The organism is Bacteroides sp. 1001136B_160425_E2, from assembly GCF_015559655.1.
Classification (GTDB): domain Bacteria; phylum Bacteroidota; class Bacteroidia; order Bacteroidales; family Bacteroidaceae; genus Bacteroides; species Bacteroides luhongzhouii.
The window spans coordinates 1-17,476 of sequence record NZ_JADMQH010000035.1 but is presented as its reverse complement, the minus strand read 5'-3'; the positions used below and the strand labels follow the sequence as shown (position 1 = coordinate 17,476).

Here is a 17,476-nt window from a genome sequence, read left to right as displayed (position 1 = left end):
AAGTTCATGCAATATTGCACAGGCAAAGGTGCTATGAAAATATGACAGAGAAAACGGGTACTTTATCGGATGCTTACACCTTTATCGGATGCTTACTTTATAATTGACGTAAGCAAAAAAAATATCAACGATCTTCACAGACAGTTGATATAGTGGGAAATTCACATCGGCTTTAACCTCCGATGTCAGGGCGTAGATCAGAAAGGCACCGTCGTGCTATTTCTGATCCACAATGTAGGGAATCATGCTTTTATAGCATGAAACTAGGGACCTACATTTTTCTTCATCTCAACATACGAAACACTCACGTGTTTATTACATCTCAACATTTTCAACATTTATTATATACCGTATTTTGTCTAACACTCATATACTAATTCATTTCATTTTACACCCATTTTTAATGATAGTCTCAATATATTTAATAGGACAGAAATGCACATCTTACACTTCGGTAGTAAAACAATTTTATAAGCAAAATGATTGATAAATAGCTTCTAATTCTTTAATTCTATTAGTTATCAGAAACTTATTTTCAAAAAGAGCTCGTGAATTTTCTCCGTACCATTCTCTTTTCTGCTCATCCTCTAGCAATTCACATATAGCTTTCAAAAATACTTCTTTCTCAAAAGGAAGTAATCTTCCATTATACCCATCCTCCACACAATCTCTATTCCCAACCACATCAGATGCAACTATTGCTTTCCCTAAAGACATAGCTTCAATTACTGCCAAAGGTAACCCTTCATATCGAGCTACAGTCAAATAAAACATTGAGTTCTTTACGTATTCCAATGTTTCCTTATGGCTAAGCCATGGAAACAATTCTATAACTTTATCCAAACCATATTCAGCAATCTTTGCTTTCATCCTATCAAGATCAGGTGAATAATAACCTACTCCCAATAAACAGAACCCCACCTCTGGATGTAAGGTATGAACCTCTTTCACTACTTCTACTAAAAAAATAGGATTCTTCTGATACGACGGTCTTCCTATATAACAAATATATTTATCCTGTCTCATTTTTTCTTCAATTCATTTATAGCATCAGGTACAGCATTATTCCATACAAAAGCCTTGTTTTTTTTATAATGCACCATATTCACTCCCATTATTTTTTCAGACTCTGAGCAAGCCAGAAGACAAGCATTAAATTTCGTGATACATTCAATAAACAAAAAGAAATTTCTTTTTACCACGGATTGTGCACTTAAAAAAGAAAAAGCATGAGGTGTATAAAAAGTTCTCGTATGAGTCAAGAATCCAGCTGCCCGCCCTACAATTCCACCTTTAGCGCTATGGCAATGAACCAAATCTGGACATTCTTTCTTTATTATCCTCACAGTCTGCACAATAGCTTTCAAATCATTCCATAAATTTAAATCTCGATAAAGTTTTATTCTATACTCCTTGATTTCTTTCCCATCTTTCTCTATCGGTTTGTTATTGTCCTTATCTCCATGAACAAGAACATATTCATAACCACTTTCTGCATATACAATAGAGTTTCGGATATAAATATCAAGTCCACCGATCATTTGACCAACATGTAAAATTTTCATAATTCTATTTCGAACTGTTTCTTATTTACAAATCGAGCCAAATATCGAAATGTATTTCTTGTAAATTTCATCATTAGAGAATTTCACTGCAAGTTTTTTGAACCCATTTTTCCCCATAGTTTTTCTTAGCTCATCATTTCCTAAAAGTTTCTCCAAAGCTTGCCGTAAGGCCACAATATCTAAAGCTGGTACAATAATACCATCTACTCCATCTTCTATATATTCAGGAAAACAACCTGTATTTGTTGCTATCACTGGCTTTTCATAATAGAACACACTCTGTACCGTCTGCGTACCTGTGGCATCTCTATAAGGTAATACTATTACTTTACTTCGTTGAATCAATCCCGCCAACTCATTATCAGGCACATATTTATTAACATGTTCAAAGTTTGACGGCAGCGAATCTATTCCGAAAATTTGACTTATATCCCCTTTTCCAGCAATCATGAATTTCACATTCTTCATCTGTTTTCCCGCTTCTACTAATATATCAAGACCTTTATAATATTCTATTCTACCGAAGAATAACACATCTATGTCTAAAATCTTATTTTCATTTTTAGGATATACTAAATTCTCTATTAAACCCAAATAATTCACTGCTATTTTTTCTTCATCCTTTATCAGCCCAAGTCGCAGTATATCATTTTTCATAAAATGACATGATACAATTATTTTTGCGCTATATTTAAAATAATCTTTGTATTGAGCCTTCAAAAGATAAGCATCCAATTGTCTAACCCCCGAATGAAGAATATGATCATGAACAAAAGAAATAATCTTTTCATGGTCTACTATTCTATAGATAAATCTGTTCACTGGATGCGGACTATGAATGAAACACACATCAAAATCGAGAGAATGAACATACTTATAAATACAATAGTATGACAATGGATTAACGAAATCTAAAGGTTTTTTTCTATCAAAAGGGATGTTGCATATATTCTTCGTTCCTAATAGTTCATACCCAATATTTTTATTAGTCACAACAAATACTTCATGCTCTTTTGAAAAGAATCTTGTTAGCAAGAAGAAATTATCCCCCATTGCACCATTAACAGAAAAAGAAACAACAAGTATTCTCATCACTACTACAAATCTTTTTATTATTTATTCAATCTTGAGTAACAATTTTATCAATCCTTTTGGGATTATGCTCTTTAGCATATTGCTTAACCTAAAGCGTAATACCGCCTTCCAATAATAACAATAAGCCTCCCACCTTCCATATCCATTTGTCTTATGAATCTGCAGTACTTCCTTCTTCGATTCTATAAAATGTGAGAAACTGGCACCTGCATCAATCCTCACTCTCGAAACATAATATTTCAAATAACAAAACTGCTCCCCTGCAAGATAATTTGAAAGTAGGAAATCATAATCAGACGCAAGTTTATATTTAAGAGAATACTTTTTCTCCTTCATCAAATCAGTTCGAATGAACACACTTTGATGTGAAAAAGCCATCATATAACGCATACTTTTCAATCCCAAAGCTCTCATTGGTCTTTCTCCTATACCATAACGGAGAATCGTATCACCATAATAAGCAGCATATTTTTTATGAGTTTTTGTAACAAAAGCGAAACGCTCTACTACCTTATTATCAACAAACTCATCATCTGCATTCATAAAAAGAACCCACTCGCCAGTGGCTTTATCAATAGCTTTATTCATAGCATCATATATGCCATTATCTGGCTCTGATAACCAAAAAGCTATCCTACTTTCATATTTCTTTATAATAGCCAAAGTACCATCTGTACTTTTTCCATCTATAATTATATATTCTATATTTTCATAAGTCTGACTAAGTACAGACAATATAGTTCTTTGTATGGCAGAAACAGCATTATAGCAAACTGTTATAACTGAGACACGAGGAAGGTTATTGTTCATATCTGAGAATGCGAAATCTTACTTTTTCTTTTTATACATCTTATATGCCTCTTTCAGCATATCCTCATCACTATACTGTGGATGCCAATCTAGATCTTTTTCAGTTTCCTGAATATCCAAAATATACTCTTCATCCGCAATCATGAACTGTTCGGGATACATTAATGTAAAACCATATTTATCCAATAATCCTAATACTAACTTTACGAGTTTGCCAGACGTTGGAATTACTACAGAATGTTTATTTGCCGACGTAATAACCCTCTGTAATAGTGTACGAATATCAGGCGGATTCTTAGAGCCTAAGTTATATTCTTTGTTAGGTAGTCCTTTGTTTATAGCACAAAGAATAGCGCTAACGCAATCAAAGACTGAAATCATTTGGTAATGATTCTTGCCATTACCAATTGTAGGTACTGGTAAATTCATATCAATTAGCTTAAATAACTTCACCAAAATACCTAAGCGACCTGGCCCATTAATCATACGAGGACGAAAAATAGTAATATCCATACCTTTTTGTCGATACTCCCGACATATTTCTTCACATACCTTTTTACTTTGTCCATAAGGGCCAAAAGGATTTTGCGGATGTTTTATATCCACTGGAAGATATTGCGGCTTACCATACGTCATATCAGTAGTAAACATCAAATAGCGCATACAATTCTTTTCTTCCATTACTTCTAGAATATTTTTAGTTCCAACATAATTAGTATTATAAAAATATTCTTCACGATTTTTGGGAACTCTAGTGTGATACTGATTCGCAGCTAAATTAATTACCAAATCATCAGGCATTATATCAATCTTGCTTATAGCAGACTTATTACGAATGTCTACATTTATAAACTCAGCCTTCTTATTAATACATTCATCAAGTACAGAAAGGATATCACAAACTACCACATTCTCTCCACGCTCAATCAATGCATTACTTAAGTAACGTCCAACGAAACCATTTCCTCCAAAAATATAATACTTCATTACTATTTTAGCTTCTTGAAATTAAATACACACCAATACAAATAATTACAATGCCAACAATTCGAATAACAGAAAGTGATTCACCAAAAAAGTAATACCCCACCACTGCCGCTACAACATATCCTATGCTTAAGAATGGATAAGCAAAGCTAACTTCTACTTTTGAGAGAACTGCCATCCAAAGAAGAATACTAAGTGCATAACAAATCATAGCTCCCCAAAGCCAAATATTTGTTACCATAACACCTAAATTTGTAATCATATTACTCATTCCTGTTTCCCCCACAAGCAACATACCTTTACGAATGCATAGCTGCGCAGTACAATTCAGTAAAACACTGACTAAAATCAGTATGATATTCATATTGTTACAATATATAAATTATATAAATTTGTTTTAGTAAATTTCAACAATAGACATTATTAGACATAAACCTCAATTAATAAGACAATATTATTATTCATTGTATCATTATACCTCTATCCGCAAACTCCAACATTTCCTTGTCTCCACGACTGTCCCCATAGGCATATAAAAAATAATTTTTTCTATCAGGTTCTATTTCCAATAAACGATTTACTTTCTCGGGACCATAACAATTTTTCGTTAAGAAACGCCCAGTCAATTTTCCATCAAGATCAACTTCAACTTTAGTTCCTATAGTAGCAGTTACTCCTAAATGCGAACAGCAAAATGGTCGAACCCAATCATCTATGCTAGCACTTATCACATACACTTTATCACCATTTTTCAAATGATCCTTTAATTTATCAACAGTCGATTCACACTCTATTTTTTTCACTTCATCAGCAAAAATTTCCCCCCACCGTTGGAATTCCTTATAATTCATACCACCAAAAAAGTATGAGAAAAGAGCTTGCTTGACCTTCCAATTAGGATACAACCTTAACTTAAATGCTATTAATAAAGGGGAATACAACAAGAATCCCATCATAAAAGCCCAATACCCTCTTGTAAAAAGAATGAAATACAGTAAAGTGTCTTTAGTTGTAATTGTACCATCAAAATCAAATACGGCAATAGTTTTTTTTCCTTTTGGCATACTCATCACAAATAGATTAGAACAAAAAAAGTTAAAAGCCAGCCAAGGATAGACAATTGAATAAACCGATCATACATTAGAATTTTGGTAGGACTACCACTTTTCACATCCACAATTGTTAGTTGCATATAACGTAATAATCCAATTAATACAAATATTGATGTTACATACAAATAAGAGGTATGCATTCGTTCCTGTACTTCGGGTGATACCGTATACATAATATAACATACCATTGTAACAGCCGACACTATTGTAATTGCCTGATTCATAAACTGCAAGTTATATCGATTAATATTGCAACGAACCTTTACCCCACTTTCCTCATACATAACAACGTCATCTCTACGTTTAGCAAAAGCAAGAAATAAAGCGAGAAGAAATGTCATCAACACAATCCATTGAGAAATCCAAATGCTAGTAGCAATCCCACCTACCCATATACGCAATACAAAACCTACTGCTATAATGAACACATCTATCAACGCAACTCGTTTCAATTTAATACAATAAGCAATATTCATTATAAAATAAAACATGATAATACTTATCACTTTCCAAGCAATCTCATCAGTAAGCAAAAGACATATTACTATAGAAAGAGTAAACATCACCATCATTAGTATATATCCAACAAACACTGATACTCTTCCACTTGCTATAGGGCGTAGCCTTTTCTTGGGATGTAATCGATCTGACTCACGATCATAAATATCATTAAAACAATAAATACTACTAGCTATAAAGCAATAGGCAAAAAAAACTTTTAGAGATGTAAACATATAAGACAAGTCCATAATATGTCCTCCAAAAAATAACGGCAAGAATATAAATAAATTCTTTAGCCATTGCTGTGGTCTAATTAGCCTCAATAAATTCATAAATAGAACATACATATAGTATAAAATTATTTAATCAAAAACTTGGTAACCCATCCCTTCCTTGTTTTATCCAACTCTTCTCTATTAACATATATTGGAATACTTTTTTGAAAAGGAATTTCTTTATAATCTATCGTATCTTCTCCAATTTCCGTTGGATCATACTTTATGATTTCATCTTTAAAAACTTTATAATTGAAACTCCAATTTTTACTTCTAAAGTATTGCGGACTCGTTTGCTGTATAGCTTTTACATAGTATTCTGTCACACATTTATTAATAATTGAATATCCTAGAGAAATCGTCATAGCCATACTTACATTTAGTACAAGTAATATATACACTAATCGTCTCAACCACTTCCCAATATTATATTTAAATCCTGCATATTCAGTATATAATAGAATCACAATAGGGAGGATATAGAAAAAAGGCACATACCTATATGAACTTCCCATTGGAAGTATCAGCAAAGATGATAATAACACACCTATAAAAATACAAGTATTCTTATACATTGAACTCCTTTTAGATATAGCATACAATATAAAAGAAAGTAATAAAATATCTACAAATACAATTCCACCTCCCCCTATTCTAGCACCAGGAGAACCGGCACTCATTATATTATTCTCTGTTACAATATATGGTGGAATGTATTTTCCATCAAGGATATTACTAGGACGAGAAGTATAGCTATATAATATTTGTATAACACGGTTCTTCTTTTGCAAAAATAGCGGTTGAGCACCATCATTAAGATATTCAGTATCCTTGTCTCCAATTCCAAGAGGATAAATAGGATTACAATGATCAATGGTATTAGTAATATATGGATTAAAACCTGAAGTTAGAATAGTAAGGACTACCGCCCCAACGGCTACAGCTATAACCCTATTCATTAATCTATATTTTTTTTGTACAAAAAGAAATATCAAAAAAATCAAAGTAAAAAATCCAACCCAAAATAACATATTAAATTTGGTACTTCCAGCTAAAATGATTGCGGCACTCATTAATAAATAATCTAAAATAGCTTTTCTACTGTAAATTCCATATAAAGCGACAATAAGCCAAACAACAGTAAAGTACCCACATAAATCTATATAATATGAAAACACTTGTGTTGCAAAAATGGGAGGTAAAGCTAAACAAAGAGTATAAAATATTTTTTTTCTGAAATTTAATGTCTTCTCCCCAACACTCCTACCAAGAAAATCACAAATAAGAAAAAGAGAAGACAGTCCTAGTAACCAAGAGACAGCCTTTCCTGATTCTAAATTTCCTGTCATAGCCACAATTGTTGCCGAAACAGTCTCCATTCCTTTACAATAATGATCTATCCATATATTCATTTCCCAGTTATCTGATATTATTGTATTGTGACTATCATAAACAGGATTCCATCCATGAGACAAAGCGTAAATCATAGGTTGATGATAAGCTTGTCCGTCATAACTGCCGTCAGGAATGATAGCTGATAGTAAGATTACGAACAACATCAAAAGTAAGCTAATACTCACATCTTTGATTATATTCTTCCTAAAACAATGCAGGATAACAACACTTAATATAAACGCAACAGGAAAATGAATAGCACTGATATGCCAACCTATCAGCCAAGCTATCCCAGACAAAAGCAAAGTATTAAGTATTGTAAAGATTTGAATATATCCAATATTACACACTTTCATTATTTTTTATTTTTGTATCTACATTAATACGTTGATAGTTCAAAAAATTTAAGATAAATAGATAAGTAATAGGTAAATCCACAAAGTTCTCATTGCACTCTATTAAAATAAATATAAATAAAACAAGAATTGTTGGAACGCCTAACTGCATCCGTTTAATACCTCTATAAGCAAAACAAAGAAATATCAGTAACCATAGCAACCCTAATGACGCAGAGTTATTTACTAAGCCAATACATCCTCCTGTATTTCCGTAATTTCGATTCGCAAATTTTTTTGTAGCAATGCCATACCCCCAAATTGGTTGTTCTAATGTCATTTCACTCTGAGTTATTAAATCACGAGCACGAGTTACTTTAGATATATGTTCTTCTCCCACATCATTTTCTCCTATTTTTTGGGCAATTATTGGCGAATTTATCGCTATAACAAATAATCCCAATAATAACAACACAACAATTGGTCCCAAACTCCTATGTACCCTTACATATTTTGAGAAAAAAATAATCAATGAAATTATGCCTAAAAAAGCAATATAGGCCATTGTAGACAGAGTTGTAAGAAGTGTGATTACAATAACCAACATTTGCCATTTTTCTTTCCTTTTCAATATTCCTTCTTTTATCTCCGGAATGAAAAAAACAAGAGCAAAATTCAAGAAATATTGATATGCACCCGGTTCATGAAATAATCCAGCATTCCGATGAAATAAAAAGTTCCATCCTACACAGTGAAAAAAGAATTCCATATATTGCCCTTCAGCTCCGGGTCTATTGACTATTTGAGGAGTAAACAATTCCAATTCAATTCCCCCAAAAACAATCAAACTAATTATAGATAAAACCGTTAAAACATTTAAATATATTTTTTTAAAGACATAAAATGGATAACGACAAATTATAACAAAAGAAAATATCAAATTAAACAGCCAAGACACCCAGCTATGATTCAATACATCTGTATGTATAATAAACCTATTTACAAAAATTATTCCTCCATATATCAAACAATATACGAACCCTAAAGTATGCAGACGATGTTTATTGACAGCATGCTTATCATAATAAAGGTAAAATAGTGAAGTTAACAACATTACAATAAATGCTGGAACATATGACTTATGAGCAAATGAATATGATCCGGACCCTAATATTATGACTAAAACTCCCCAATAATCGACTATTTTTTTATGGTTAATTCGCATCACTCATATAAATATATTACCCCCATTTATCATCCCCAATATTAATAAACACTTTCTAATTAGAATATAAATAAGAATCTTAAACTAATTATTAAATACTACAATGCAAACATGAAGAAATCATCTATCAAAAGAAAATACTAGACTTTATTTTTACTAAAAAAATATTGTTGTCTCATTTTTATAAGCTCCCTATTATTGCATCTTTTACCCATCCACGGATAATTATGACAATTCTTAATTACTTTTTCTGCATATTCATCCGTAGTCATTATAAATTTAGCTGGAACTCCTCCCCATACTTCTCCGGCTGGAATATGCCTAGTAACTATACTACCTGCAGCAACTATAGAGTTTGCACCAACAGAGGTATTAGGTAAAAGTATTGAATATGCCCCTACAAAACAGTTCTCAAAAAGTTCAATACTACCGACCTTATCTACTTCTGATAATGAAATCCCCAAATACCGCGCTATATTAAAGCAACTTACATCATGAGTTATAAACCTTACATTTGCAGCACAAATTACATTATCATGAATACTAACTAAATATGGTTCTGGTATACTACACGAATATAACTGTACATTTCTACCAAGATAATAAAACTTACTCCTCATAAGTTCAGCAGCCCTATGTGGACCTACCATTTTAAACAAAATCTTAAAATAAAAATTCTGTATTTTTTGCCAAAACATATATTCGTTTATTTATAATAAGTATCTTTTGATCGTTGACTCATAAGACCAAAATCTTACATCGTTAATTATTATATTTCAGGCAGATGCAACTTCTAACCTTTCTATTTCCACGATATCTCCTAGTATTCCCATCTCACATCCTTTTTCAAGACACCGTTATCTTTCACTACTACAAACTCCTTATCTATATTACGACTGATAACTGAATTAGCAGCTACAACCACATTATCCGAGATACTTACTCCTTTAAGAATAACACTTCTACACCCTATCCATACGTGGTTTCCTACATTAATTGGTTTGGAAGGATTTAATATTCTGCTATCAGCCGTCGAAATCACTGAATGCCAATCCGTATCCATGATAAGTAAATCCCATGAGAGGAGACATTCATCTCCAAATGTAATGCGATTAGTACAAAGTATAACGGAACGACCTGTAACAATAAAATCTCGTCCAAGAATCATCACAGCCTTTTCCCCTACCTCTAAGCAACACCCCTGACCAATTGAAGCTCTACCATACACATATAATGTACCTGATATGTTCCATTTCGTAAGACAGTTCTTTTTATCAAGAAATCCCCAACCAGACTTCCCTATTTGAAGAGTGCCTGTTTTTAGTGGACAATTAAAAACCATTTTTCCCTTTCGAGCATTCTTTATACTTATCTTTCCAAATATAAGAATAGGAAAACGTACCGCCTTTTTAAATGGAAAAGTGATGAAATTAAGATATATAGTAGAAAATAAATTCAACTCCCTTATTCCTGTTATAATACATTTAATAGATCTCATTATAAATTAGAAATTCATATTAAAACACTAGTAAAACGGTACATATTCCCCAGTCATTTCATATTTCAAATCCTTATTCCGTTCACCTATCTTTTTTGACCGGAAAATAGTATAAGAAAAAATCTCAATTATCTACCAAATTTTATTAAACATCACATATTGCGTCCTATCTACTTCAGACCTTATAATCCCTCCAATATCCCCCGAAACATACAGAAGTATTAAATGCTTATTTGTATGTATTTACTCCAAAAAGTATCAAATTCCCACTTTTCAAAAGCATGACATCCAAATGGTAATTTTCCATTTAAAGCATATAGATAAGATGGATTCACTTCTAAAGAAAATAAAGAAGCTTCCGTACACGATGGCAAATTTACTTTTACTCCCCACGCATGTAATGCCCATTCACTAAAATAGATATCCTCATTTACTATACCCGATTTAATAAAATGATTCGATGTATTCCTGACTCCTAGTGTCTTTAAAAATATTATATAAGCAACAAAAGGAAACAAATAAAATTTCTTCCAGCCCCCTCTTAACTTTTCTGCTGAATATATTTTCCATAAATAGCCTGGAGTTAAATAAGGGAACCATTTCCATCTCTCAAGCAACTTTATACAATATTGTATTCTACGTAAAGAAAAGCCTCCATTACCTACACCTAACATTTCTTTACTATACAAAGAATATGTTCCTTTAGAAGATATATCCTTAAAAAAGGGACTACCAATATAATCATATCCTTTCTCACACCACATTTGCAATTCATCACGGAATACCCACGCGTCTAACTGATATATTAGCATGTAATCATAATTACGAAATGCCGAATAAAAATCAATATTATAGCACAGCTTATTGTAACCTGCTACAGAAGCAAAAAAGTGACGTTCAAAACACTTAACCTTAACTTCTTTAGAATACTCTTTTGCTATTCCCTTATAGACAGTTAAGTCCAATTCCTCATAAGTTACTAGACATAAGTCAAAACTCTTAAGAACTTTAATACATTGTCTAAAAGACGCCACCTCTGTTCCTTTCGGATCAGCTTTATATACAGGAATAACAACAATGCAACTTTTCATTTCTTTATCAAGTCTCTAATAAACTTACCCCCTTTTTCACCAACTATACTTTTTATCCCCTCTTTAATTTGATGTTTCATAGAAGCTACATTCGCCATTATCTTCAAAGCTTCATTCTCATCAATATCCCGAGTAAAAACCTCAAAAACACAGGATTTATTAATAACCGGATTGACAAAAGCTTCTATATTTGCTAAAAAAGTCTCCTTAGTGTTTGCTGTAAGATAATCTATTCCTAAATTACGCGCGTAATCACGAACCAGTGTTGGTGACTGATTCCCATAATGTCCAGCTGCTGCAATATATTGATTTACATCCTCTTCAAATATATGACCAGGATTTAGATGATGAGTAAACTCACATCCCTTACCGTTATTCACTAAAAGAATACGTAAATTATTACCCAAATGTCTATTTCCCAGCGCATTCATATCATAGAAGAAGGCTAAATCACCTATAACACAAAAATGAAGCTTGTTTGGATTAACCAGCGATGCTCCTAACAAAGAAGATAATATACCATCAGTACCAAATCCACCGACATTACTTGTCGACTGGATTGAATTTGATACCTCAAAGAAATTCCATGAACGAAGCGAAGTCAGAATGCCAAAATGAATAATTGAAGATTCCGGTATTTTAAGAGCCAAAGTTTTTGCCATCCACACATTGGAAAGAGGAAGTTCTGGTAACTCATCATACATTTTATTATACTCTGCCCTACATTCTTGTATAAAAGAAATACCCGGGCAACAATCTTTGTTTGCATAGGATTCAAAAAAATGCTTATCACTCATTTCAAAAAGATAAGTCAACTTACCATAACGGTCACGCAATTGCCCATCCTCATTTACACGCCAGACTTCTTTAGCACAAGCCCCCATGTTGAAATGATCGCCTGAAATTTCACCTAAATGGATCAGTAAACGAATATTATCCAAACATTTAGCTCCTTTCAAGGAAAGCAGTGCATCCAACTGTCGAAAACGCCCTTTGTAACCACTTGTATGATCACAAAAAACGACAGCATTGTGATTTTCGCAGAAACGATCAATACTCATTGTTACATCTTCAGTAAACGCTCGATGGGAACCTATAAATATAGCTATCCGCCCCTGCGGTAATGTAGGTAATTCATCATCATACGAAATACGTTTTACTACTTTTACAGAAGGCAGACAAGTCACTGAAAGATCACAACTATACACCGTTTCCAAATTTATATGCGCAGGCCCTCCACCGTGAAGTGTCAAAGCCGAAATCGCTTGATTGATTTTCAGAGCAGCACTATCAGCATCTTTATCATCACGAACTGTAGGTATATAAGTACTAAACGTTAAAATATCATTCGGATGTACACTACGATCGGTTACTTGGTCATATAGATTGCCCAAACGACGTAAATCCTGGGTCCCTGTTACTACCAGAATAGGCAATTTACGATAGTATGCTTCTGTTAATCCAGGCATATAATTACGAGCTGCTGTTGCTCCTGTACAAGTAATCATAACGGGTTCACCCGATTCTTCTGCCATACCGCAAGCCATATAGGCCGCAGAACGTTCATCTACCGATGAATACATTTCAAAACTTCCATCATACATTAATGAAGCATTCAACATCATATTTGTGCCACCTGGCGAAGTAATAACCCGCTTTATATGATGTTCTTTAAGTAGCTTAACAAGAATCTGTATCCCTTTTTCACTTGAATAATGAGTATTCATCTTTATACTTTATGTTATTTATAAAACTTTCAAAAATATCATTCGAATGGAGAGTTAACTCTTCTTACTTTCTTCAATTTTCCTATCTTTTCTACAAATAGTGATTTAAAATTTTCTACAAAAAAAGCTATAAAAGAACCTATAACAAATATCAATAATGCTACAACCAACAAAGCAACATAGCCATGCTCTTCATATAAAGTCCTAATATAAGTAACCCTATAATAGATAAAAATAGATGTCGTATGCAAAAGAAATACACCAAATACCCCTTTAGCCAATTTATTAATCAATAAATTATGCACCTGTATAACAGAAAAAGAAAGAAAGAATCCAACAGCAGATAAGAGTACAAATGGATTATTATAACCAAAATACTTTTGAGACAAACTTTCTCGCCAAGGAACAAAATGAGTCAATAATAAAAAGCCTATAACTAAAGGAATCACACACAACAACCACAGTATATAGCCATGTGATGCCCATTTTTTGTAAAAAGGATACGAACTGCAATATCTCAAATAACGTCCTATTACATATAAATAAACAAAATTTATAGCATTATATCCATTAGTATTCAATACCCCCACACAATATCCGAACAAAACATTAAAAACAGTCAATAAAATAATGAATTTGCCCAATGTCTTTATATCTATATTTTCAAGTGCCCGTTCTACTAATGGAATCATAAGCAAAAACATAATAAAAGCCGTGACAAACCAATTATTAAGAAAATTGCAGCTAAAAAATAATTCATGCCAACTGAACGGATATCCAAACACAAAAATGCACAACAAATTTGCTATCAAACAATATATCACACAATCAACAATAAGTCGAACTATTTGTGACCATATTCTTTTTACACCAAACCAACCACTGATCAATAAAAATAGATTCACACCACAAATTGATAAACTATTGATTATCAATCCAATACCTCCCACTAAAACGTCTTCATTTATATTAAAAGGATGAGTATAACCACAAGTTTGTGCACTTCTAATAACTAAATGGTGGCAGATAATCAAAAACATAGCTACCAGTCTCAATAATTCAAAATTCGATTTTCTTAAATTATTGTGTTTAAGTGTTTTCTCCTTATTATTCATAAAAAAGCATTGGTTAATTATTCTTCAATAGCATTTCTTAGATAAGCGATACATTCTTCTCGATCATGAATCACTTTTAAGTTTATCAACTCATAAGAAATAGGTTGATAAAGTTTCAAATCTTTATTCTCATATATGTGATGATCCAATCCATAATGCTCAAGAACATCATAAATACGCGAATTTTGAGATTTCTCGTCTGTATCTTGAAAACGTTTCAAAGCGATAAAATCTTTCTGCAAATTGATAGAAAGTGCTATCGCATGAAAAGAATCTGTACAAATGAAAGAAGCACAAGACAGTAAACGAACAAATTCCTTAGGTCCGGCAGCTTTGTATATTTGTGCATAAGGTAATTGCATATATTTATTTTCCAAAGACGGAATAAGAATCACTTTTTCTATATCTAAGTGCTGTTTTATATCCTCCACTTGCTGCTGATACGAACGATTATTCCCCACAAAATAGCACAAAATAAAACGAGACGGTATTTCAATCTCAATATCAGCCGTCATTGCAAAATCCAACCATTGAGTAGATGAAAGCAAAAAAGTCGGGTCAGACACTTGAACAATATCAGTTCTTTCCAGCAATTCACTAATAATGGGAACAGCAGTCTTTTCACGCACACCAATATGGCTGAATTTTGCAAGCAATTCCTTTACAACTGACTTATACGCCAAAGGGAAATCACTCGTACCCATACTTGAAGCATAAGCCATCCTTTTGACATCTCCCGCAAAATCTAAAAAATAGAAAGGAGCAAAACCATGGTAACAATTCCAAATCTGATCACTGCCAGTAATAAATGTCTTCGTTTCTTGAAGCAAACATTTATACTGTCTATTAGTCTTAATTATCTGATGACAATAATTCTGTTTATTAAACTTGCGTATTTTTTTCTGTTTTTTTGAGAAATACTCCCCTTTGAGCATCTGTGATAATAAAGTCCGACCCAACATCAACCATTTATAGATCCTCCCTCGAAAAGTAAAATCATCAAGGGTAAAATAGTGGAGAATAGATACACTATACCCCATTTCTTGCAGCTTCTTATGCAATGCATAAGACTGCAAACTGGTACCAAAATTACCTGTTCCAAGCCAAGTAACGATACGAACTTTCATCTATTATTCCTTGCTATAAATATGATATAACTTATTCCTTATAAAGCCTATCACCTCTACACGTTCAGACTTCTGCATACCTATATAAAACATAGATACTACTAGTGATAAAGTACTCACAAATCCCACTGATATCAAACGTAAAAATCCTTCATCCATAATATTAATTAGTATTATCGGCAATATAAACGACAATACTGTAACGAAAACGATGCGCCCTATCACCTGCTTCAAGAAAATATTAATAGGAAAACCGATTTGTTTATTCATAAGAATAAGACGTACATAAACAAGACAAGTGTAAATTACAATATATGTTACATAAGCCGAATATGCAGGCCATCCCAAATAAAATAAAAAGTATGAAATTGGAAATACAAGCGCTCCTATTAAACTCATATATATATAGTATCTCCGAATATGACCTATGGCTTGGGCAAGAATTGTTAAAGGAGCCCCCGGAAGATCCACTAATATTCCCAACATCGTTAGCTGCCAAAACACAACTGTTTGATCTGGAAATTCTTTCAACCACAAATGAAGTATATAATTTGCCTCTAATACAAATGGTATGAAAAAAAAAAGCATTAAACAATATGAATACTTAGCTCCTTGACGCACCGTAGAAAAACAAATATCAAGATTATTATCTGCATAAGTTTTAATAATCTGGGGATTAAGTGCAGTAGCAAAATTATTAACAAATTGCCGAACTGCATTACCTGCCTGATTAGCGATTCCACGAGCAGCGTTTACCGTAACGCCAAAAAACATATTAGACAATATATCCACTCCATTTGTACCTGTTAAATAAGCTCCGGTCCCTAAGAAATTCCATCCCGCAAAACCTAACATATTCTTCAACAATGATTTGTTCAACACAAATACATATCTACACTCTGTAAATTTATGTGTGCAATACCAACCATAGATCAGACGTATCAATAATGAAACCAAGGCAAGAAGAAATGCATAAAAAATCAATTTATCAATAGGTGACATGAACAATAAATAAACAACACCTAATTTCAATGATGCTTCTAATAAAGATATATATGCAAACATATCCATCTTTTCATAGGCTACAATTAAAGCATTATATGGTAAACTAATTAGATTGACAACAAATGTGAATAACGAAAACTGTATAACCCAATTTGCAGCATACAGTCTATCCGATGGAATATTCAATCGATAATTTAGAAACCATACACCTACTAATTCTACCAACAGAACTATTATAAGAGAAATTATTATTTGTATATTAAGGCTCATAGAAAAGACTGTACGTAACCTTTCCATATTATGGCATCCTAATTCAAATGTGATATAACGTGTAATGGAATTTGATAATGATGCGGAAAAAACAGAAAACATCACAACAAATCCTCCAACCACATTATAGATACCATAATCTTCTATTCCCAATACATCTAAAATTACTCTTGATGTATATAAACTGACACACATGACTATAATTGTGCGCACATATAATAATAGCGTATTTTTAACTAATCGTTTACTGTTATGATTTTCCATCTTAATACGCATTCTTCTCCCCCACAATCACATTCGCCACAGTCTTATAAATGATATATATGTCAAGCAACATTGTCCA

General features: G+C 32.6%; 17 protein-coding genes. All 17 read right to left on the bottom strand.

Features of this window, described 5'->3' with window-relative positions:
- Nucleotides 1-468 precede the first annotated feature (468 nt).
- Nucleotides 469-1,026, bottom strand: a complete 558-nt coding sequence (locus tag I2I04_RS22520; RefSeq protein WP_143258740.1) for a glycosyltransferase family 4 protein — start codon at nucleotides 1,024-1,026, stop codon at nucleotides 469-471.
- A complete protein-coding gene (locus I2I04_RS22515; RefSeq protein ID WP_143258741.1) occupies nucleotides 1,023-1,565 on the bottom strand; it encodes a glycosyltransferase in 543 nt (180 codons plus the stop codon). The genes I2I04_RS22520 and I2I04_RS22515 overlap by 4 nt, the downstream gene beginning before the upstream one ends.
- Before the next feature lie 21 nt (nucleotides 1,566-1,586).
- The gene (locus I2I04_RS22510; RefSeq protein ID WP_229127034.1) at nucleotides 1,587-2,657 is read right to left on the bottom strand and encodes a glycosyltransferase family 4 protein; all 1,071 of its coding nucleotides are present in this window, start codon (nucleotides 2,655-2,657) and stop codon (nucleotides 1,587-1,589) included.
- A 24-nt stretch (nucleotides 2,658-2,681) separates the two neighbouring features.
- The gene (locus I2I04_RS22505; RefSeq protein WP_195655900.1) at nucleotides 2,682-3,470 is read right to left on the bottom strand and encodes a glycosyltransferase family 2 protein; all 789 of its coding nucleotides are present in this window, start codon (nucleotides 3,468-3,470) and stop codon (nucleotides 2,682-2,684) included.
- Nucleotides 3,471-3,488: 18 nt separating this feature from the next.
- Entirely contained in the window at nucleotides 3,489-4,457 is a 969-nt protein-coding gene (locus I2I04_RS22500) for an NAD-dependent epimerase/dehydratase family protein (RefSeq protein WP_143258743.1), read from the bottom strand.
- A gap of 7 nt (nucleotides 4,458-4,464) precedes the next feature.
- Nucleotides 4,465-4,821 carry an SMR family transporter gene (locus tag I2I04_RS22495; RefSeq protein ID WP_120069962.1) on the bottom strand — a complete coding sequence of 119 codons (357 nt, stop codon included), beginning with the start codon at nucleotides 4,819-4,821 and terminating at the stop codon, nucleotides 4,465-4,467.
- A 97-nt stretch (nucleotides 4,822-4,918) separates the two neighbouring features.
- On the bottom strand, nucleotides 4,919-5,521 hold the full coding sequence (locus tag I2I04_RS22490; RefSeq protein ID WP_143258744.1) for an HAD family hydrolase: 603 nt from the start codon (nucleotides 5,519-5,521) through the stop codon (nucleotides 4,919-4,921).
- Nucleotides 5,522-5,526: 5 nt separating this feature from the next.
- A complete protein-coding gene (locus I2I04_RS22485) occupies nucleotides 5,527-6,402 on the bottom strand; it encodes a decaprenyl-phosphate phosphoribosyltransferase (RefSeq protein WP_143258745.1) in 876 nt (291 codons plus the stop codon).
- Nucleotides 6,403-6,428: 26 nt separating this feature from the next.
- Nucleotides 6,429-8,096, bottom strand: coding sequence for a hypothetical protein (locus I2I04_RS22480; RefSeq protein WP_143258746.1), 1,668 nt, complete (start codon nucleotides 8,094-8,096; stop codon nucleotides 6,429-6,431).
- Nucleotides 8,083-9,300, bottom strand: coding sequence for an O-antigen ligase family protein (locus I2I04_RS22475; protein WP_229127033.1), 1,218 nt, complete (start codon nucleotides 9,298-9,300; stop codon nucleotides 8,083-8,085). Before I2I04_RS22475 ends, I2I04_RS22480 begins: the two co-directional genes overlap by 14 nt.
- Before the next feature lie 140 nt (nucleotides 9,301-9,440).
- The gene (locus I2I04_RS22470; RefSeq protein WP_195655898.1) at nucleotides 9,441-9,998 is read right to left on the bottom strand and encodes an acyltransferase; all 558 of its coding nucleotides are present in this window, start codon (nucleotides 9,996-9,998) and stop codon (nucleotides 9,441-9,443) included.
- A gap of 122 nt (nucleotides 9,999-10,120) precedes the next feature.
- On the bottom strand, nucleotides 10,121-10,798 hold the full coding sequence (locus I2I04_RS22465; RefSeq protein WP_195655897.1) for an acyltransferase: 678 nt from the start codon (nucleotides 10,796-10,798) through the stop codon (nucleotides 10,121-10,123).
- A gap of 221 nt (nucleotides 10,799-11,019) precedes the next feature.
- Nucleotides 11,020-11,889: a DUF5672 family protein gene (locus tag I2I04_RS22460; RefSeq protein WP_195655896.1), complete on the bottom strand. Its 870-nt coding sequence runs from the start codon at nucleotides 11,887-11,889 to the stop codon at nucleotides 11,020-11,022.
- Nucleotides 11,886-13,616, bottom strand: a complete 1,731-nt coding sequence (locus tag I2I04_RS22455; protein ID WP_195655895.1) for a thiamine pyrophosphate-binding protein — start codon at nucleotides 13,614-13,616, stop codon at nucleotides 11,886-11,888. Before I2I04_RS22455 ends, I2I04_RS22460 begins: the two co-directional genes overlap by 4 nt.
- 38 nt (nucleotides 13,617-13,654) lie before the next feature.
- Entirely contained in the window at nucleotides 13,655-14,731 is a 1,077-nt protein-coding gene (locus tag I2I04_RS22450) for an acyltransferase (RefSeq protein WP_195655894.1), read from the bottom strand.
- A gap of 17 nt (nucleotides 14,732-14,748) precedes the next feature.
- Nucleotides 14,749-15,858, bottom strand: coding sequence for a polysaccharide pyruvyl transferase family protein (locus tag I2I04_RS22445; RefSeq protein WP_195655893.1), 1,110 nt, complete (start codon nucleotides 15,856-15,858; stop codon nucleotides 14,749-14,751).
- A gap of 3 nt (nucleotides 15,859-15,861) precedes the next feature.
- Nucleotides 15,862-17,397 (bottom strand): lipopolysaccharide biosynthesis protein, encoded by a 1,536-nt coding sequence (locus I2I04_RS22440; RefSeq protein WP_229127032.1) that lies wholly within the window; start codon nucleotides 17,395-17,397, stop codon nucleotides 15,862-15,864.
- Nucleotides 17,398-17,476 lie beyond the last annotated feature (79 nt).